This is a genomic window from Curtobacterium sp. MCPF17_050 (genome assembly GCF_003224435.2).
Taxonomy (GTDB): domain Bacteria; phylum Actinomycetota; class Actinomycetes; order Actinomycetales; family Microbacteriaceae; genus Curtobacterium.
Genome location: NZ_CP126250.1, coordinates 2,715,899 through 2,732,545, shown reverse-complemented (window position 1 = coordinate 2,732,545; position 16,647 = coordinate 2,715,899). Strand labels below are relative to the sequence as shown.

General features: G+C 70.6%; 19 protein-coding genes. 8 read left to right on the top strand and 11 right to left on the bottom strand.

Features of this window, described 5'->3' with window-relative positions; genetic code table 11:
- Window positions 1–19: 19 nt before the first annotated feature.
- Window positions 20–688 carry a DUF4166 domain-containing protein gene (locus DEJ34_RS13025; protein WP_110901537.1) on the bottom strand — a complete coding sequence of 223 codons (669 nt, stop codon included), beginning with the start codon at window positions 686–688 and terminating at the stop codon, window positions 20–22.
- Window positions 685–1,314, bottom strand: a complete 630-nt coding sequence (locus DEJ34_RS13020; RefSeq protein ID WP_258368276.1) for an SRPBCC family protein — start codon at window positions 1,312–1,314, stop codon at window positions 685–687. The genes DEJ34_RS13025 and DEJ34_RS13020 overlap by 4 nt, the downstream gene beginning before the upstream one ends.
- 397 nt (window positions 1,315–1,711) lie before the next feature.
- On the opposite strand from DEJ34_RS13020, the gene DEJ34_RS13015 reads away from it, so the two are divergent.
- The 4 genes from DEJ34_RS13015 to DEJ34_RS13005 are packed head-to-tail and all read left to right on the top strand — an operon-like array spanning window position 1,712 to window position 4,171.
- Window positions 1,712–2,269 (top strand): sporulation delaying protein family toxin, encoded by a 558-nt coding sequence (locus tag DEJ34_RS13015; RefSeq protein WP_110901539.1) that lies wholly within the window; start codon window positions 1,712–1,714, stop codon window positions 2,267–2,269.
- Window positions 2,259–2,834: an SdpA family antimicrobial peptide system protein gene (locus DEJ34_RS15760; RefSeq protein ID WP_110901540.1), complete on the top strand. Its 576-nt coding sequence runs from the start codon at window positions 2,259–2,261 to the stop codon at window positions 2,832–2,834. The genes DEJ34_RS13015 and DEJ34_RS15760 overlap by 11 nt, the downstream gene beginning before the upstream one ends.
- The gene (locus DEJ34_RS13010; RefSeq protein WP_110901541.1) at window positions 2,827–3,741 is read left to right on the top strand and encodes a sporulation-delaying protein SdpB family protein; all 915 of its coding nucleotides are present in this window, start codon (window positions 2,827–2,829) and stop codon (window positions 3,739–3,741) included. The genes DEJ34_RS15760 and DEJ34_RS13010 overlap by 8 nt, the downstream gene beginning before the upstream one ends.
- Before the next feature lie 22 nt (window positions 3,742–3,763).
- Complete coding sequence (locus DEJ34_RS13005; RefSeq protein ID WP_110901542.1) at window positions 3,764–4,171, top strand: hypothetical protein; 408 nt, start codon at window positions 3,764–3,766, stop codon at window positions 4,169–4,171.
- Window positions 4,172–4,311: 140 nt separating this feature from the next.
- Here the strand turns inward: DEJ34_RS13005 and DEJ34_RS13000 are convergent, their stop codons facing one another.
- Both DEJ34_RS13000 and DEJ34_RS12995 read right to left on the bottom strand, forming a co-directional pair.
- A complete protein-coding gene (locus DEJ34_RS13000) occupies window positions 4,312–5,412 on the bottom strand; it encodes an SDR family oxidoreductase (RefSeq protein ID WP_110911033.1) in 1,101 nt (366 codons plus the stop codon).
- Between the two features lie 203 nt (window positions 5,413–5,615).
- The gene (locus DEJ34_RS12995) at window positions 5,616–7,103 is read right to left on the bottom strand and encodes an LCP family protein (RefSeq protein ID WP_110901544.1); all 1,488 of its coding nucleotides are present in this window, start codon (window positions 7,101–7,103) and stop codon (window positions 5,616–5,618) included.
- 86 nt (window positions 7,104–7,189) lie between these two features.
- Between DEJ34_RS12995 and DEJ34_RS12990 the strand changes: the two genes are divergently transcribed.
- Window positions 7,190–7,672, top strand: coding sequence for a hypothetical protein (locus DEJ34_RS12990; RefSeq protein WP_110901545.1), 483 nt, complete (start codon window positions 7,190–7,192; stop codon window positions 7,670–7,672).
- On the opposite strand, the gene DEJ34_RS12985 is transcribed toward DEJ34_RS12990, so the two are convergent.
- From DEJ34_RS12985 to DEJ34_RS12975, 3 genes are read right to left on the bottom strand one after another with little or no spacing between them, the layout of a single operon-like run.
- Window positions 7,615–8,199: a GNAT family N-acetyltransferase gene (locus DEJ34_RS12985; protein WP_110901546.1), complete on the bottom strand. Its 585-nt coding sequence runs from the start codon at window positions 8,197–8,199 to the stop codon at window positions 7,615–7,617. The two genes, DEJ34_RS12990 and DEJ34_RS12985, sit on opposite strands and share 58 nt — an antisense overlap.
- Window positions 8,200–8,246: 47 nt before the next feature.
- Entirely contained in the window at window positions 8,247–8,627 is a 381-nt protein-coding gene (locus DEJ34_RS12980) for a hypothetical protein (RefSeq protein ID WP_146234155.1), read from the bottom strand.
- Window positions 8,624–9,124, bottom strand: coding sequence for a hypothetical protein (locus DEJ34_RS12975; protein ID WP_110901548.1), 501 nt, complete (start codon window positions 9,122–9,124; stop codon window positions 8,624–8,626). Before DEJ34_RS12975 ends, DEJ34_RS12980 begins: the two co-directional genes overlap by 4 nt.
- 282 nt (window positions 9,125–9,406) lie before the next feature.
- Between DEJ34_RS12975 and DEJ34_RS12970 the strand changes: the two genes are divergently transcribed.
- The 3 genes from DEJ34_RS12970 (at window position 9,407) to DEJ34_RS12960 (ending at window position 12,663) form a co-directional block, all read left to right on the top strand.
- Window positions 9,407–10,957 carry an MFS transporter gene (locus tag DEJ34_RS12970; RefSeq protein ID WP_110911031.1) on the top strand — a complete coding sequence of 517 codons (1,551 nt, stop codon included), beginning with the start codon at window positions 9,407–9,409 and terminating at the stop codon, window positions 10,955–10,957.
- A gap of 88 nt (window positions 10,958–11,045) precedes the next feature.
- Window positions 11,046–11,864, top strand: coding sequence for an SDR family oxidoreductase (locus DEJ34_RS12965; protein WP_110901550.1), 819 nt, complete (start codon window positions 11,046–11,048; stop codon window positions 11,862–11,864).
- Between the two features lie 256 nt (window positions 11,865–12,120).
- On the top strand, window positions 12,121–12,663 hold the full coding sequence (locus DEJ34_RS12960; protein ID WP_110890886.1) for a hypothetical protein: 543 nt from the start codon (window positions 12,121–12,123) through the stop codon (window positions 12,661–12,663).
- 78 nt (window positions 12,664–12,741) lie between these two features.
- Here the strand turns inward: DEJ34_RS12960 and DEJ34_RS12955 are convergent, their stop codons facing one another.
- From DEJ34_RS12955 to DEJ34_RS12940, 4 genes are all read right to left on the bottom strand, one after another.
- Window positions 12,742–13,956, bottom strand: a complete 1,215-nt coding sequence (locus DEJ34_RS12955) for an ROK family transcriptional regulator (RefSeq protein WP_258368275.1) — start codon at window positions 13,954–13,956, stop codon at window positions 12,742–12,744.
- Window positions 13,953–14,747, bottom strand: coding sequence for a substrate-binding domain-containing protein (locus tag DEJ34_RS12950; protein ID WP_110911030.1), 795 nt, complete (start codon window positions 14,745–14,747; stop codon window positions 13,953–13,955). The genes DEJ34_RS12955 and DEJ34_RS12950 overlap by 4 nt, the downstream gene beginning before the upstream one ends.
- A 105-nt stretch (window positions 14,748–14,852) precedes the next feature.
- A complete protein-coding gene (locus DEJ34_RS12945; RefSeq protein WP_110911029.1) occupies window positions 14,853–15,641 on the bottom strand; it encodes a carbohydrate ABC transporter permease in 789 nt (262 codons plus the stop codon).
- Window positions 15,634–16,617 (bottom strand): carbohydrate ABC transporter permease, encoded by a 984-nt coding sequence (locus tag DEJ34_RS12940; protein WP_110890889.1) that lies wholly within the window; start codon window positions 16,615–16,617, stop codon window positions 15,634–15,636. The genes DEJ34_RS12945 and DEJ34_RS12940 overlap by 8 nt, the downstream gene beginning before the upstream one ends.
- Window positions 16,618–16,647: the final 30 nt, after the last annotated feature.

The window sequence follows — 16,647 nt, the reverse complement described above, 5'->3', positions numbered from 1 at the left end:
CACCGGATCGCTCCAGGCGTCAGGTCCGCGCTTCCGTCCGCCGCGGCTTCAACCGCTCGGGGGCATCGCTCGCTGGCACCCACTCGCACGTGAACGTGCCGCGGTAGCCGAACAGGAAGCCGAACACCCGGTTGCGCACCGCGAGGTCGACGTGGAAGGCGCCGTCGTCCTCCGACCACCATTCATGCAGGGCCGCGCGGCCGCTGAACAGCATCGGGAAGCGGAACGAGACCGGCCCCTCGTGGAAGCGTTGCTCGTCGGAGGTCAGCACGAGCCCGCCGCGCTCGTCCACCCGCAGGTCGAGGTCGACCGCGAGGTGCTGGTGCGTCCCGAGGTAGTCGAGGACGCGGCCCTCCGACAGGACCATCGTCGCGTCGAACCGTGCCGGTCGGCCGGGGCGGGTGGCGTAGGTGCGGACGAACGTCACCGTCTCCCGCCCGAGGGCGTCCCGGTAGGGGTAGTTCTCGATCGTGAACGGCACGTCGGTGCCGACGTCGGGCACGAGGATGTTCCGCAGCCGCCCGATCTGCAGGAACGGCACGGTCCACCACGGCCCGCGGCGGATGGTCATCCTGCCCCGGCCAACACAGGCCTCCGCGGCGTCGAGGCCGACACCGAAGCGGCGCTGCATCATCGGGTGCAGGCGACGGAAGTCGGCACCCAGCGCTTCCTCGAAGACGGACGTCATGCCGGGCCTCCTGGCTCGGGCAGGGCCGCCACGGTGGCTGGCGCATCCTGCAGGTGGTCGTCGCGTCGGCTGCCGCCGACGGGCGCGCGGAGCGTCCTGGAGGCCCGTGGCCGGTCCGGCCGCCAGACCTGCAGGGCGCTCGTGAGCGGCCAGGCCTCCGGTTCGGGCCCGCCCTCGAGCCAGATGCGGAGACGGTCGAAGCTCCAGGCGGTCGCCCAGCCGAGGAGCGGCCGCACGAGGACGTCGAGGACGCCCCAGCCGGAGTCGTAGTCGTACCCGGTGAGGAAGCGTGTCCGTCCGTCCGTGGTGGGGACGTACCGCCAGTAGCCCCGGCCGGAGCGGATCGGGGAGAGGCGGTCGACGGTCGCGAAGCGGAGGGCGGACGTGCGCGAGCCGTCGGGTCGGCGGCGCTCGCCGAGGCTGACGCCGGTGCCGTGCACATCATGCAGAGCGGACTCGCGGACGTAGGTGAACCGCGTCACGCCCTCGTGGTCGGCGGGCTCGGGCAGGATCTCCGAGAAGCGGACGTCCCACCGGACATGCTGTTCCGGGTCCTGCGTGGCGTCCCAGACCCGCTCGAGTGGCGCGTCGATGACCATCTCGACGTAGATGCCCCGACTCCCCACGTGCGGAGCGTAGCGCGATGGAAGCGGCTGAGGCAGCCCCTGCAGCGTCGGTCTCGCCGGGACAGGGACCTCTCGACGCGGTCGCTGATCGGCAGTCGCCGGTGCTGGTACCGGTTGTCGGTCGAAGAAATGACCGTCTGCGAGGTCGGTGTCAGCGGTACACGGCCGAGTGGGTCGGAGACGTCTCTGCTGACGCAGGCATGCATCGTGACCTTGACAAGTGACCAGGTACTAATATGTTAGCGGCATGAGACTGCATTCCGGACTTGCTCACCTGGGAACCGCTGCTGTGGTCGTCGGGGCTCTCAGCACGGGTGTGACGGCACTTGTAGCGCCTCCCGTTCACGATGCTCCCGCTGTTGCTTCGACAACTGCTCCGGCCTGGTCGGAAACAGAAGTGCTCGAGGGGCTGCTCTTCATGCAGGGCGACTTCGGCGAGGACTTGCTTCGCCGTGGGGCGCTCGGGCCGCTCTCGACTGAGCAGTCCTCCGCCCTTCGGGAAGCCTTGGCCGACCCCGATGCCGCCGCGGTCGCTCATTCTGTGGTCTCGGAGTTGGAGCAACGGGTGCCAGGGCAGACGGCGGCCCTGATGAGAGACTTGCAAGCGAGTGATCCGATCGCTGTTCAGGCGGCGATGTCGGAGCTCGGAGCGGAAGTGCCACGCACGCCGACGTTGCAGCGGCTGCGGGCGCATGCCTCACCCTCCGCGTCGACGTACGTACCCGGTGAGATCGGAACAGATTGCGGCGTGCTGGTCTGGGTGGTCGCTGGCGCGGTGCTCGTGGTCACGGTCGCGGCTGTGGGCGTCGGCGTCCTGGCACTCGCGTCGACTGTGGCCGTGGGGTCGACGAAGATCGCCGGCGAGAACGCGATCCGACGAGCCACAGGATCGACCGGGCGGGCTCTCAAAGCTCTGCTGACCGCCAAGGCGATCGAAGCGTTCCGTGGCCGGTGAACGAGGCCGTAGTTGGAGAGCTTCTCCGGCTGTAACGGTCTGTGGTCTCTTGCTCGCGGTTGTGTTCGCGAGCTACTCACTGGCCGATCGGCTTGGCGGGACCGCTGCCGTGCAGTTGCCCGGACAGGGGGACGTCGGAGCGGTGCTCTCCCGGGTCGCTCCGCAGGGATGGGCCTTCTTCACGAAACCCGCTCGCTCCGCGACCCCGACCGCGTACGTCCAGCATGGCGGCCGGTGGATCCAGGTCGCGGGACTCTCGAACGCGCAATTCCGCTTCCTCGGCGGCCTGAGCCGGGAGGGGCGTCGGCAAGGGGTGGAGATGGCGTCCGTCCTCGCCGGGATCCCGAGGGGAGCGTGGCGGAAGTGCCACGGCGGGGACGTTGCGCGTTGTGTGAGCGATCAGCGACGGCGCTTCGTCGTGAACCCGCTTCCGCATCCCACGCTCTGCGGCGACGTTCTTCTGGCAGCGACGAAGCCGACTCCCTGGGAGTGGCGGCATCTGTCTCGCGACCGCACCTACGTCGGTGAGGCGATCGCGCTCGAGGTGAGTTGCCGGAATGGCTGATCGCGGCGGGTCGATGATCGCGTACCCGTGGGGAGCGGGGCTCGGTGTTGCCCGGAGTGTGCTCTACGCCGGCATGGCTCTGACTCTGCTGACGAATCCTGCATGGGTTCTGTTCACGACCAGCGCTGTTCAGCAGGAGGCACCGCTCTGCGACGCGTACAACGGCTGGGCGTTCTTCTGCCTCCTCGGTCAACACCTCGATACCGCGCGCATACTGGCCGGGTCAGTCCTGCTGGTCTTCGCCAGCGGAGCCCTTCCCTGGCTCACGGCCCTACCCGCCGCCTACCTCATCCTCAGCGCCAGCGTGACGATGACGTTGGGTGATGGTGGTGACCAGCTGTACGGGATCCTCGGTCTTCTGCTGATCCCGCTCAGCTGCACCGACTGGCGCCGAAGCTCGTGGTCGGACCGGACCTCTGATCGGTGCGCTTCAGTACGCGGCAGCTTGGCGTTCGTTGGTTGGGCGCTCATCCGGGTGCAGATCTTCGTCGTCTATCTCGAGGCGTCCGTCGGGAAGCTCGCGGTACCGGAGTGGGCGAACGGAACTGCCCTCTACTACTGGCTCCGCAGTCCGACCTTCGGGCCGGGACCGCTGCTCGCTCCGATGGTCCAGACAATGACCACCGCACCACTCATCACAGCGCTCGCGACGTTCTCGACCATCGCACTCGAGTTCGCTCTCGCCATAGGACCGCTCTTGACTCCCCGAGTGCGGCGCTTCCTTCTCGTGCTCGGGCTGATCCTCCACGGTGCCATCGCGATCTTCATGGGCATCACCTCGTTCTCACTGGTGATGGCGGCCGCGCTCCTTCTGCATCTGACTCCTGTCAACGCCACCTACGACGAGATCTTCCCGAGAAAGCGAGACTGGTTTGTCACTCGAAAGCACGCCTACCGAGTTACGTGATCAAGTCCCAGCACCGCTGGCTGTGCGCGCACTTGGGAGTGCGGTTGGCGCTCTTGCTGGGGCGATCATCATCACCAATGCGGTCACCGGCTTCGACGCCGAAACCTTCGTTGCCACGCTGGTCGGTCTCCTGGCCGGGCTGTCTGCGGTGTTCGCGCGGATCACGATCACTCTGACCGGCGGAACGATCCGGTTCTCGTTCTTCCCGTTCCTCAGGGTCGCGTACGACCTCGCGCAGGTACGGCGTGCGACCGTCGTGAGGATCGATCCCGTACGCCTCGGCGGTGTGGGGATCCGACGTTCCCGAGGTGCACGCGTGCTCGCGATGTCCGCGGGTCGAGGGGTCCGGGTCGAGACGACCCGTGGCACGATCATCGTGCAGAGCACGATGGCCGAGCGCATCGCTGCGGCGCTGACCTCTGCCGTGTGAAGCCGGTCGCTCTCCGACGGACGGGTCAGGACGTAGCTGCAGGGCAAGCGTGTCGAGTTCCGGTGGGGCGGTCGATGACGCTGGTGCTCTCGCCGGGCCTCGTCGTCGAGGCCCCGAGGGCCGGTGAGCTCGGTCCGGCCTCACTCGGGAACGGGCAGGATCCGCCGCCGGCCGAGGTCGTCCAGCAGCTCGACGAGCCGGTCCGCCGAGTCGTGGCACTCCGCGAACCCTGCCTGCCGGATCTTGATCAGGGACGAGACGTTGTCCCACGTCGAATTGAGGATCATGTCCGCGAACCGCCAGTCGACCAGGTCGGCGTACGGGGTGGCGACGAGTCCGTGGCGCTCCACCATGCGCTGCCACAGGTCCTCGCGGGAGGGCATCACCTGCGCGAGCTCCATCGACTGGGGTTCGGCCAGGTCGAGGCCGTGGTGCTCGGCGAGGCGCTCGAACAGGTGGCTCCAGCGCACCACGTCGCCGTTCGTGACGTTGAACGCCTCCCCGGCCGCGACGGGGGACGTCCCTGCCCAGTCGGTGGCACGAGCGAGGAGCTCGGCGTCGGTCATCTGGTAGAAGATGCCGTCGTACGTGGTGCGGGCACCGGGGAACCGCAGCGGCAGCCCGAGTTCCTTCGTCATGCTGACGTACGTCCCGATCGCCATGAGCAGGTTCATGGGCGTGCCCTGCGCGTACCCGATCACGGCCTCGGGGCGGAGCACGGTCATCGCGAACCCTCGGGACGCCGCGCGCTCGCGGAGCAGGTCCTCCTGGTCGTAGTAGAAGTTCGGGACCATGAGTCGCGGGTCGTCCTCCTTCGCCGGTGTCCTGAACCGGCCGAGGTGTGCGCCGTAGTACTTCATGCCCTGGTAGAGGGTGACGTGGCGGAGTGGTGCATCGAGCCGATCCAGGGCGTCGAGCGTGTTCTCGAGGAGCGCGACGTTCGGGGCGATCTGCTCGGCGAGGTCGGCGTGCTCCACGTAGGCGGCGAACGCGAGGCGCGTGGTGTCGGCGGCCAGCCGGAGTCCGTCGACCGCTGCGTCCGCGTCGGACAGGTCGACGGGCAGGTGGTCCCAGCCGGACACGGGGCCCTGCGGAGCGCGGCGACTGGCACCTCGCGTGCGGACACCACTGCGGGCGAAGTGCTCCACGACGCTGCGCCCGACGACGCCGCCGGCCCCGACGACGAGGACCGCGTCGCTGTCGTCGGCTGGTGTCCCGGAGGCGGGGGATCCGTCGGCCATGGTGCTGCTCCTGTCGGGTCGCGAACGCGGCGCGGCTCCTACCGCGCCGGTGCCGATCCTGCCCGGCCGACCCCGGCCGGAGCCCAGGAACGCCCGGCACCCAGGAACGGCCGGCGCCGAGGAACGGCCGGCACCGAGGAACGGCCGGCGCCGAGGAACGGCCGGACGGGAGGCGGTGGTCCCTCCGCGTCGACCCGTGCCGGTCAGTTGATGCAGGTGCCCTTCGCCCCGTACGCGTCGCCGACCGGCTTCGACGGTGCGGGTGCGGGTTCGGCTGCGTGGCTCGCAGCGGAGGGTGCTGCTGCCGGCGCGCTGCTCGCTCCGCCAGCCGGTGCCGGTGCAGGTGTCGAGACGGTGTGCCCGTCGGTGCCGAGGACGAGCGTCACCCCGCTCACCGTCGTCGACACGACCGGCGTGGCGCCGGGCGCGACCGCTGCGACCGCTTTCGCCTGCGCTTCCGCTCCCGCGGGGTACTCGACGACGGTCGTGGTGGTGCTCGGGGCGTCGCCGGGCGCTCCGACGACGAACCCCTTCGCGGTCAGCGCGTTCGACGCCGTCGTGGCACCGCCCGGGGTCCCGGCGCCGTTCAGGACGGAGACGTGCACGGTCGAGGGGTCAGCTGCCGACGCCGCGGTGTACGCGGCAGGCGGCCCGACGATGTCCTGGATGAAGGCGGGCATGGCGGCGAAGTCGACGGCCACCGTCGCGTACCCGTCGATCGTCGGGGTGCCGGCCGTGGGGATCGTGGTCGAGCGGATGGCGGACAGGTCGATGTGGCTGAACGTCGAGACCAGGTCGGGGATGCTCAGTGTGTCGTCGACCTGCACCGCGTCGCCGACGCCGTGCAGCAGGTCCGCGACCTTCACCGGGTTCAGGAGCGTGCGCGCCGACAACGCCTCCCGGGCCTCCTGGGAGAGGAAGTACTGCTGTCGGACCTCGCGGTCCAGGTCACCGCGCGGCAGCCCGTCACGCTGCCGGACGAAGGACAGGGCCTGGGACGCGTTCAGGGTCGATCGTCCCGCGGGCAGGTCGACGCCGGAGTTCGTGTCGTGGGCTGCCTGGTTCAGACAGACGTCGATCGGCCCCAGCGCCTTGACGAGCTGGTAGAAGCCCAGGAGCGACACCCGCACGAAGTGGTCGATGGTGAGGCCGCTGGTGTTCTCGATGGTCTGGATGAGGAGCTTCATCCCGCCGGCGTCACCGCCGCCGTCCGCGGCTCCGTCGGAGAACGCGCTGTTCAGCTTGAAGGTGCCGTGGCCGGGGATGGGGACCCAGGAGTCGCGGGGGAACGAGATCATCGTCGCGCTGCCACCGTCCGCGGGGATGTGCAGCACGATCATGGTGTCGGTGTTGGTCGCGCCGTCGTCGAGCTGGGTGCTGAGCTCGGCGAGTTCCTGGGGCGTGGCATCGGCCGGGCGGTGGTCGTCCCCGATGAGCAGGATGTTCTGGGCCTTCCCGTCGGCGTCGTTGGCCGCGTCCTCGCCCGTGGAGCCGTCGGGAGCGGACTGCGCGACGTGCACCTTGGTGAGACTCGAGTCGAGCTGTTCGTACGACCACGCCGCGTAGCCACCGGTCAGGAGCAGCGCCATCGTGAGGGCACCACCGATGGTCGGCAGGACGAGACGACGGCGGCGCTGCCGCCCGTGCCGGACAGGGCCGCCGAGGGCGGTGGCGCGGGGTTCGGTGGGCATCGGGTTCCCTCGATCGTGTTCGGTGGCAGGAGGAGCAGTCTCACATCGGGACGATCCGGGGACATCCGTGGGACCACGGGTTGCGCATGTGGGTCCTCGCAGCCACGGGACCTCACGGATCGGTGCCGGCCATCGGTCTGACGGTCCTGGTCGCCCAGCTCGTCGCGACCGTGGTGAACGGGTTCACCGGGCTGTTCACCTCGCTGTTCCAGGCCGCCGGACTCGTGACCCCGGCGATCGCACTGTCGATGGCGCAGGGGATCCTGTTCGTCCCGATCGTCCTGCTCGGCGACCTGTGGTTCGGACTCGCGGGCATCATGTGGGCGCTGACCCGCACCGAGGTCCTGGTCTTCCTGGCCGGGGTCGGCATCTGGCTGGCGTCGCGCGGCCGGATCGACCGCGGGCTGGCGGCGGGCAGTGAGGAGCGCGCGGAGGCCGCGCTGGAGCAGGCCACCGTGAGACGGGGTGCTCGGCCGGGAGGCGCGGGTGCGGCAGGCGGGGCCAGCGCCCCTCAGGGGCGGGTGCCGCTCCGTGCCACCCCGCTGCGCTCGCGGGCGAGCAGCGCGTAGCCGTCGAGCGTGGTCCACGCGCCCTTGAACCAGTCGGCGTCGACCTGCCTCGACTCCTGTCGGAATCCCGAGTGGGTCAACAGCCGTGCGACCGCGTCGTTGCGCAGATCGCAGAACGCGACGACCCGGTGGGCGTGCTCGTCGTCGAAGAGGTGGTCGAGCAGAGCCGCCAGTGCTTCGGTTGCAATCCCGCGGCCCTGCGATAACCGTGCCAGGGTCACGCCGACCTCGAAGGTGTCCGGCTGTTCCTCGAGGCGGTGCAGCGCGAGGTCGCCGAGGAGCACGTCGGACCCGGTCTCGCGGACGGCGAGCTGCAGCCAGGACCCGGACGACGGGAGCCGCCCGTCGGGCTGGTCGGCGACCAGGCGCTCGGCGTCCGCCCGGGAGTAGTCGGTGTCCCACGACTGGAACCGAGCCACATCGGGGTCGCGTCGGTACTCCGTGAAGGCGTCGATGTCACGTTCCGCGAGCGGCTCGATGCTCAGGCGGGCGGTCGTCAGCGTCAGTTCGGTGTTCCTCGGAGCCATGCGCCGAGGCTAGCGGGGGACCGGGGCGGGCTCGGCGCCGGACAGCGTCACGAGGAGAAGGCGACCGTCCCGAACCCGATCCACGCGAGACCGATGCCGACCAGGGTCGCGAGGCTCGAGACGCCGGTCGCGACGACGGCCGTCACCGGCTGCCTCCACCTCCGCAGCGATCGCCCCGAGATCCACAGTGCGACGACGGAGACGGGCAGCGAGCCGATCAACACGAGGGCCTGCAGGGTCGCGCTGGCGCCGGCCGCCGCTGTCGACAGCTGCCCGCCGGCCTGGTCGAACGGGGACGGCGGGGTGTCGCGCTGCGGGCCGAGGGCGCCGGTGGTGACGAGGACGGCACACCATGCGACGACCAGGAGGATCGCGATCAGCGCGCCGACGTCGGGTTGCCTCCGATGCGCGTCCACACGTGTCGTCATCGGTCGACCACCACCGCGTGCGCGTCGGCGAGGGCGTCGGTGTCGTCGACGGACCGGTCGCGACGCGGCCCGATCCGACGCCACGTCGCGATCGCTGCAGCGGCTCCGGCAGCGATCGCGATGCCGAGGGAGAGCGACGGGTCGGCGCCCGACATCCACCACGCCATGGCGAGCGACGACGTCACCGCGCCGAGCACGCCGGCCAGTGCTGCGTGTGCTGCCGTGTGGACCGCGCGGGAGCGCACCCGCTGCAGTGCCCGGCCGAGCAGGTGCGTGAACGGCGCGGACAGGACGGCGCCGAGGAGAGCCAGCGCGTCGGTGACGACGACGAACAGGAGGCTCCACCACACCCATGAGAGAGCGTCGGGAGCGGTGCCACTGGTGACGGCGACGATCGCGGGGACGGCCGCTGTGCCGACAGGGACGGTCACCGCGGCCATCCAGAGGAAGCTCCGGCCGATGAGTCCGACGGTGTCGCGGACGTCCCAGGTGTCCATGCACCTCACTCTGCGGTGCAGCGCCCGCGGATCGGCCGCGATCCGCCGGAACGAGACCGAACAGCAACCTCGGCAGCACCACCGTGACGGCACCGACACGCCGGAGCTCGGAACTGCTCGTCAGGATCGCGCGGAAGCGGCCATTGGGGGGCGCTTCCCGCCCGTCGTCACACCGGTGGGGCTGAGCGCTCGTTCACGGACGGCTGTGACAGCGCCGGGGTGTGGACAGGAAACGTCCTCCCTGCGGACCCCGCACCGTGACGCGCCTACCGTGAGGGCGTCATGACAGCCGAACACCGCAGACCCGCCGAGCCCGATGCGGCTCCGTCCGTCGCCCACCACACGGCGCACCACGCTGCGCCCGCTGATGCGTCGAAGCCCGCGCAGACCGACGACCGCAGCTCCGGCGACCAGCCGGACCCGAACCGCTGGAAGGCGCTCGTCATCTGCCTGCTCGGCGGGGGCATCGTCCTGCTCGACGTCTCGATCGTCAACGTCGCGCTGCAGTCCATCTCGACGGGGTTGCCCGGCACCACGCCCGAGGCGGTCCAGTGGATCCTGTCCGGGTACGCGCTGTCCTTCGGCCTGCTGCTCGTGCCCGGTGGACGACTCGGTGACGCCACCGGCCGACGTCGGATGTTCGTCATCGGGGTCGGCCTGTTCACCCTGGCGAGCGCCCTCTGCGGCTTCGCACCGAACGGCATCGTCCTGGTCGTCGCCCGTCTGCTGCAGGGCCTGGCCGGCGGCCTGCTCACGCCGCAGGTCACCGCGCTCATCCAGCAGCTGTTCCGCGGCAAGGAGCGCGGCACCGCGTTCGGACTCTTCGGCGCCACCGTCGGCATCGCGACCGCGATCGGCCCCCTGATCGGCGGTCTGCTCATCACGGCGTTCGGCACCGAGAACGGCTGGCGGTTCGTCTTCTTCGTGAACCTGCCCGTCGGACTCGTCACGATCCTCCTGGCCTTCCGGTACCTGCCCGCACCGAACGGGGACGAGCGGGGGAAGAAGCACGACTTCGACCCCGTCGGCATCGTGCTCCTCGGTGCCGCCGTGGTCGCCCTGCTGCTGCCGTTCGTGCAGTCGCAGGAGTGGAAGGGGAACGCGAAGTGGTGGCTCATCGTCGTCTCCGTCGTGTTCGGCGTGCTGTTCGTCCTGTGGGAGCGGCACTACGGGCGGACGAAGGAGCCCGTGGTCAACCTGCGGCTGTTCCGCCGCCGGTCGTTCTCGCTCGGCGTCGGTCTGGCGACGGTGTACTTCGCCGGTTTCACCCCGCTGTTCTTCGTCCTGACGCTCGCGCTGCAGTCCGGCCTGCACTACTCCGCGCTGATGGCCGGACTGGCGTCGATCCCGTTCGCCATCGGCTCGGGCATCGCCTCGACCGTCGGCGGGCGCGTCGTGCACCGCTTCGGTCGGCAGCTCATCGTCATCGGGACGATCCTCGTCCTCATCGGGCTCGGTGCGGTCGTCTGGGTGGTCGCGAACCACTTCGAGTCGGACCTGGGGTGGTGGCTCGTCCTGCCGCTGCTCGTCGCCGGCATCGGGTCCGGTCTCACCATCTCGCCGAACCAGACCCTCACGCTCTCCGAGGTGCCGGTCGAGCAGGGCGGATCGGCGGGCGGGCTGATCCAGGTCGGCGCCCGCGTCGGCTCCGCGATCGGCATCGCGGCGGTCGGCAGCGTGTTCTACTCCACGCTCGCGAGTTCGCGCGGCGACTACGCGCAGGGCCTGCCGCTCGGGCTCGCGGTGTCGCTCGGGTTCGTCGCGGTGGCGCTGGTCGCCGGGATCGTCGACGTGGTCGTCGGGAAGCGACACGGCACCGAGGCGTCGGTCTGACGCCGCGCACACTGCACCCGGATCCGGACATCGACGCGCACCGACCGGCCACGGCGTTGACTGGCCCGGTCACACGACTGGAGGACACATGAGCAAGACCTGGTTCATCACCGGAGCATCCAAGGGCTTCGGCCGCGAGTGGGCGGAAGCAGCACTCGAACGCGGCGACTCCGTCACCGGCACGGCCCGCAACCTCGACGACGTGCAGGACCTCGTCGACCAGTACCCGGACACGTTCCTCGCGCTCCGGCTCGACGTGACCGACCGGGACGCCGACCGCGATGCCGTCGCCCGTGCCGCGGAGCACTTCGGGTCGCTCGACGTCGTCGTCAACAACGCCGGCTTCGGCCACTTCGGCATGGTCGAGGAACTCAGCGAGGACGAGCTCCGCGCCCAGCTCGAGACCAACCTGTTCGGCGCCGTGTGGGTCACCCAGGCGGCACTGCCGATCATGCGCGAGCAGGGCTCCGGGCACGTCATCCAGGTGTCGAGCATCGGCGGCATCAGCGCGTTCCCGACGGTCGGCGCCTACCACGCGTCGAAGTGGGCACTCGAGGGCCTGTCGCAGTCGCTCGCCCAGGAGGTCGCGGGCTTCGGCATCTCCGTCACCCTCATCGAGCCCGGCGGGTTCTCCACCGACTGGTCCGGCCCGTCGTCGAAGCACAGCGAGGAGAACCCGGCATACGCCGAGGTCCGCGAGGCCGCGGCGAAGCGCCCCTCGGCGGCCGACCCGGGCAAGCCGGAGGCCACGCGAGCCGCGATCCTGAAGGTCGTCGACGCCGAGCAGCCCCCGCTCCGGGTGTTCTTCGGCAAGGCCCCGCTCGGCATCGCGGAGCGTGACTACGAGTCGCGCCTCGCGACGTGGCGCGAGTGGCAGCCCGTCGCCGAAGCGGCACACGGCGCCTGACCGGCTGCCGCATCAGGACGGGAGGCTCGATGGCGGGCCGGCACCGTGCCTCCCGTCCGTCGTGAACCGGCCACGCACGCCGCGGACCTGAGCCGACACCGGACCGCCGACGCGTACCGTCGCGGACACACGACGGAGCGACCCGGAACGCGATCTGCACCCGGACCCCGCCGCGGGCACGGCCTCGCGCTGCTGCCCGCCCCCGCGCGGCCGACCGTCTCGCCGCGCCAGCGCCACCGACCAGGAAGCGACTCCCATGTCCCAGAACAACACCCTCATCCGCAGCATGCACGACCTCGGCCTCGCCGCCTGGTTCGGCGGCAACCTCATGGGTGCCACCGGGCTGAACGGCGCCGCCGCCGGCGCGAAGGACCCAGTCGAGCGCCTCACCCTGTCGAGCGTCGGCTGGGGCAAGTGGGCACCGGTGCAGCTCGCCGCGCTCGCGGTGCACGGCATCGGCGGCATCGGCCTCATCGTCGCCAACCGCGACCGCCTCGGCGTGCAGCAGGGCGCCCGCACGAACACGGGCATCAAGCTCGTGCTGACCGGTGCGGCCCTCGTCACGACCTTCTGGTCGGCATCGGTCGGCAAGAAGATGGCCGAGCACGCCCGCGAGGGCGCCGAGGGCACCACCGAGCCGAGCGCCGACGCGTCGGGCACGCTCAAGGCGGCGCAGCGGCAGCAGAAGATCCTGCAGTGGGCGACCCCGGCTCTCACCGGCGTGCTCCTCGTCATGGGTGCGCAGCAGGGGGAGCAGCAGCGGTCGAAGGCCGGCATCCTCGACAAGTGGCGTCGCTGACCGACTCGGTCCGGTGACGGACGGGAGGCGCGGTGCCGGCTGGCACCGCGCCTCCCGTCCGTCGTGCGGTGGCCCCGGCTACCAGCCGCCGGACCGGACCGCGTGCGGTGTGAGTGCGTGTTGCAGGGCCAGGCTCGCAGCGCCGCCCGCAGCGGCGTCGAGTCCGGGGTCGGCGAGTTCGACGAGGACCCCGTGAATGCCGCGGGTGCGGGCGAACCGCTCGACCTGCTGTCGGATCTCCCGGACGTAGATCGCGCCGGCCTCCGCGAAGCCGGGGCCGGCGAGCACGATGCGGTCGAGGTCGAGGACGTTCACGACCGACAGCGCCGCCGCAGCGAGGTAGCGCGCTGATCGCTGGATCAGTGCGTGGCAGTCGACGTCGCCCTGCGCGGCTGCCTGGGCGATCCGGTCGAAGTCGACACGGAAGCGCTGGGCGTCACCCGTCAGGCCGAGGCGTCCGGCGAGGTCCGCGTCTGCTGCGGCCACGACGGCCCGCGGTGCCGCGAGCATCTCGAGGCACCCGCGTGCGCCGCACCAGCACTCCGGCCCGTCGATGTCGACGATCGTGTGACCGATCTCGCCCACGTTCGACGACGCTCCCCGCGCGATGCTGCCGCCGACCATGATGCCGAGACCGAAGCCGTTCGACATGTAGAGCGTCGCGAAGTCCTGCGTGGACGGCACCCGCCCCGCCCAGTACTGGCCGAGGGCGGCGCACGCAGCGTCGTTGTCACGCACGACGGGGAGGCCGATGCGGGGCTCGAGCGCCTCGGGCAACGCGAAGGACTCCCACTCCGTCGCCGTGAGGGAGTGCCGTTCCGCTCCGGCGCCGAGGTCGAGGCCAGCTCCGGCGACCCCGACGCCGACGACGGACTCGAGGGGGATGTCCAGCTGCACGAGGAGCTGCCCGAGTTCGCGGGCGATGCGCACGACGTCCTCACCGGGCGCGTCCTGCTCGATGCCCGGCGACACCAGACGTCCGACGACCGCACCGGCCAGGTCCGTGACCACGTAGGTGAGTCGGCCGGCGTCGAGGGACACCCCGACGGCGAACCGTCCGGTGGTGTTGAGCTCGAGCAGGCTGCTCCGTTTGCCGCCGGTGGAGTCGAGGAAACCGACCTCCACGACGAGTCCCTCGTCCAGGAGGGTCTTCACGATGCGCGTGATGGACGTCGGCGTCAAGCCGGACCGTGCTGCGAGTTCTGCGCGGGTGACGGTCCGGCCCGAGCGCACCATGTCGAGCACGGCGCTCCGGGTGGCCGCCGAGGACGGCCCGAGCCGCCGGCCGGTCACGTCGTCTCCCGGGGCACGACGACCGGAGCGGGCATCGCGACCGCTGGCAGGACCGCGTCGTCGACGGCCCGCACGGCCGCCTCACCGAGCACGGCGCCGATCTCCCGACCACGGCGGTCGATCGCGGTGATCGGGAGGCTCGCACTCTGACAGACGAGCGAGTCGCTCCGGCAGATGAGCGCGACGTCCTCCGGTACGCGGATGCCCGCCTCCCGGAGACCGGTGAGCACCGCGACCGCGTCGTGGTCGCCGTCGACGACGAGGACCGTCCGACCGCTCCCGTCGGCTCCTGCGCCGATCCGGAGGCAGGTCCCGACGACGTCGTCCGTCCGGACGACCTCGGTGACGGTGTCGTCCGGACCGAGTTCGTCCCCGAACGGTTCGGCGGGTGCCGTGCCCGTGACCGAGACGCGGCGCTCGGCGGGGTAGCCGTCGAGGTACGCCGCGAGGGCCACGGACGACGCTGCACGGTCGACGACCACCGCCGGGAAGTCGACCGGGAGCGTCGACGGAGCGAGCGCCACGAAGGGCATGTCGATCTGCCGGAGGAGCGCCGGGCGCGGGTCGTCGCGCGACACCTCGAGCAGGATCACACCGGCGACCCCTCCGGTCCGCGCCCAGAGGCGGTAGACCCGGAGCTCCGCGTCCTCGTCCGCCACGGACCGGGTCACGAAGCGCTTCCCCGCGGCGACGAGCGGGCCGGCGATGGCCCGGACGACGGCTCCGGCGACCGGGTCACGGTCGTGCCCCTGCCGGATGACGAGCCCGATGGAGGCTCCCTGGTGGCTCATGCGGGTCCCTCCCGTCGTCCGGTCCGATGCGTGGGCACCGGGGACGGCACCGCAGGACAGCAGTCTGCCGGATCGTGCACCGGCTCGAGGCGCGCACGGGTGCGCCTACTTGAGCGCACCGGCCGCCATCCCCCGTTCGAACTGCCGCTGGAGCGCGATGTAGGCGACGATCGTCGGGATCGCCGTGATCACGGACGCGGCGAGGATCTTCGGGGTGTCGTCGTTGTACTGCCGTCGGAAGAACTCGGGCAGCTGCGTGACCACCCCCAGCCCGTCGTCGATGAGGAAGACCTTCGGCAGCAGGTACGAGTTCCAGGCGTAGATGAGCACCAGCATCATCAGTGCCACCGCCATCGGTCGGGACAGCGGGACGAGGATGGACCAGAACACGCGCCAGGTGCTCGCGCCGTCGATCCGCGCCGCCTCGAACAGTGCGTCCGGGATCCCGTCGACGTACCCACGGGCGATGAGCACCGTGAACGGGATCTGCAGCGCGGCGATCGGCAGGATCACCGACCAGTACGTGCCCAACAGCCCGAGCCGTACCGCCGTCGTGTAGAGCGGAGCGATCAGGACGACCTCGGGCAACGTGAGCGCCGCCATCATGAGCCAGAAGTAGACCTCCTTGCCACGGACCCGCAACTTCGAGAAGCCGAACGCCGCCATGAGGGTGGCGAGGTAGACGATCACCATCGACGCGGCGGCGATGACGATCGTGTTGAGGAAGAACTTCGGGAAGCCGGGGACCTGCACGACGGCGAGGTAGTTCCGCCAGCCGGCGCCTTCGAAGCTCGTCTGCAGCATCGCGATGAGGGGCACCACGAACGGCACGACGGCGAGCGTCAGGACGAGTTGGAGGACGATCCTGGATCGTCGGGAACGGGTCTCAAACACCGGAGGTCTCCTTGCGACGGCGCACGGGTCGCGCGACGCGTTCGCGTCCGCGCATCTGCATGAGGACGGACACCGCGACGGCGATCACGAGGACGAGGATCGACAGGGCGGAGGCGAACCCGAGGTTCCGGTCGCTGCTCGCGGTCTCGGCGTAGATCATCGTGCCGAGGAACTCCGACGAGTGCGCCGGTCCGCCCTGCGTGATGAGCCAGGGGTTGTCGAACAACTTCAAGGCGGTGATGAAGTTGAGGATGGCGAGGGACACGATCACGGGTCGGAGGCTCGGCATGACGATCGAGAAGAGGACGCGGAGGTTCCCCGCACCGTCCAGCCGACCGGCCTCGACGAGCTCCGGGTCGACCTGCGCCATCCCCGCGTAGAGCAGGATGAAGCCGTACCCCACCGCGCCCCAGCAGCCGACGAGGACGACGACGACCAGGGACGTGGTCGACTGACCGACCCACGACTGCTCGAGCCCGGAGAGGCCGAGCCATCCGAGGACGTGGTTGACGGTGCCGTCGCTCTGCCAGACCTGCAGCTGCGCCGGCGCGAGGGTGGCCGGCGCGACCACCACGGGGATGACCACGAGCACCTTGTAGACGTTGGCGAAGCGGATCGACGAGTGCATCGCGGCTGCGAAGAGCGTCCCGCCGACGACCTGTACCGCGAACACGACGATGAAGTACACGAGCGTGTTCCGCAGCGCGCCCCACAGCACGGGGTCCTGCACCGCCTGGACGTAGTTGCCGAAGCCGACCGGCGTCATCAGTGCCCGACCGCCGGGCCAGTCGAAGAAGGAGAGGTAGCCCGAGTAGACGATGCTGTAGTAGATCAGGCCGACCGAGATGACGAAGCCGGGCAGGATCCAGCGGAGTCCGCCGGGCAGGACGAGGGGGCGTCGACGCCGGGGGCGTCCGGCCCCCGGCGTCCGGCCGGCGCGGACGCCGGGCCGGACGGACGAGGAGGTGTCGATCACGATCGCGCCGTCCCGCTGCGGTCGGCCCGG

Excerpts from the sequence above, each read along its gene's own strand:
- DEJ34_RS13025 (WP_110901537.1), bottom strand. The coding sequence starts at position 688 with ATGACGTCCGTCTTCGAGGAAGCGCTGGGTGCCGACTTCCGTCGCCTG.
- DEJ34_RS13010 (WP_110901541.1), top strand. The coding sequence starts at position 2,827 with ATGGCTGATCGCGGCGGGTCGATGATCGCGTACCCGTGGGGAGCGGGG.
- DEJ34_RS13000 (WP_110911033.1), bottom strand. The coding sequence starts at position 5,412 with ATGGCCGACGGATCCCCCGCCTCCGGGACACCAGCCGACGACAGCGAC.
- DEJ34_RS12995 (WP_110901544.1), bottom strand. The coding sequence starts at position 7,103 with ATGCCCACCGAACCCCGCGCCACCGCCCTCGGCGGCCCTGTCCGGCAC.
- DEJ34_RS12990 (WP_110901545.1), top strand. The coding sequence starts at position 7,190 with ATGTGGGTCCTCGCAGCCACGGGACCTCACGGATCGGTGCCGGCCATC.
- DEJ34_RS12985 (WP_110901546.1), bottom strand. The coding sequence starts at position 8,199 with ATGGCTCCGAGGAACACCGAACTGACGCTGACGACCGCCCGCCTGAGC.
- DEJ34_RS12980 (WP_146234155.1), bottom strand. The coding sequence starts at position 8,627 with ATGACGACACGTGTGGACGCGCATCGGAGGCAACCCGACGTCGGCGCG.
- DEJ34_RS12975 (WP_110901548.1), bottom strand. The coding sequence starts at position 9,124 with ATGGACACCTGGGACGTCCGCGACACCGTCGGACTCATCGGCCGGAGC.
- DEJ34_RS12970 (WP_110911031.1), top strand. The coding sequence starts at position 9,407 with ATGACAGCCGAACACCGCAGACCCGCCGAGCCCGATGCGGCTCCGTCC.
- DEJ34_RS12965 (WP_110901550.1), top strand. The coding sequence starts at position 11,046 with ATGAGCAAGACCTGGTTCATCACCGGAGCATCCAAGGGCTTCGGCCGC.
- DEJ34_RS12960 (WP_110890886.1), top strand. The coding sequence starts at position 12,121 with ATGTCCCAGAACAACACCCTCATCCGCAGCATGCACGACCTCGGCCTC.
- DEJ34_RS12950 (WP_110911030.1), bottom strand. The coding sequence starts at position 14,747 with ATGAGCCACCAGGGAGCCTCCATCGGGCTCGTCATCCGGCAGGGGCAC.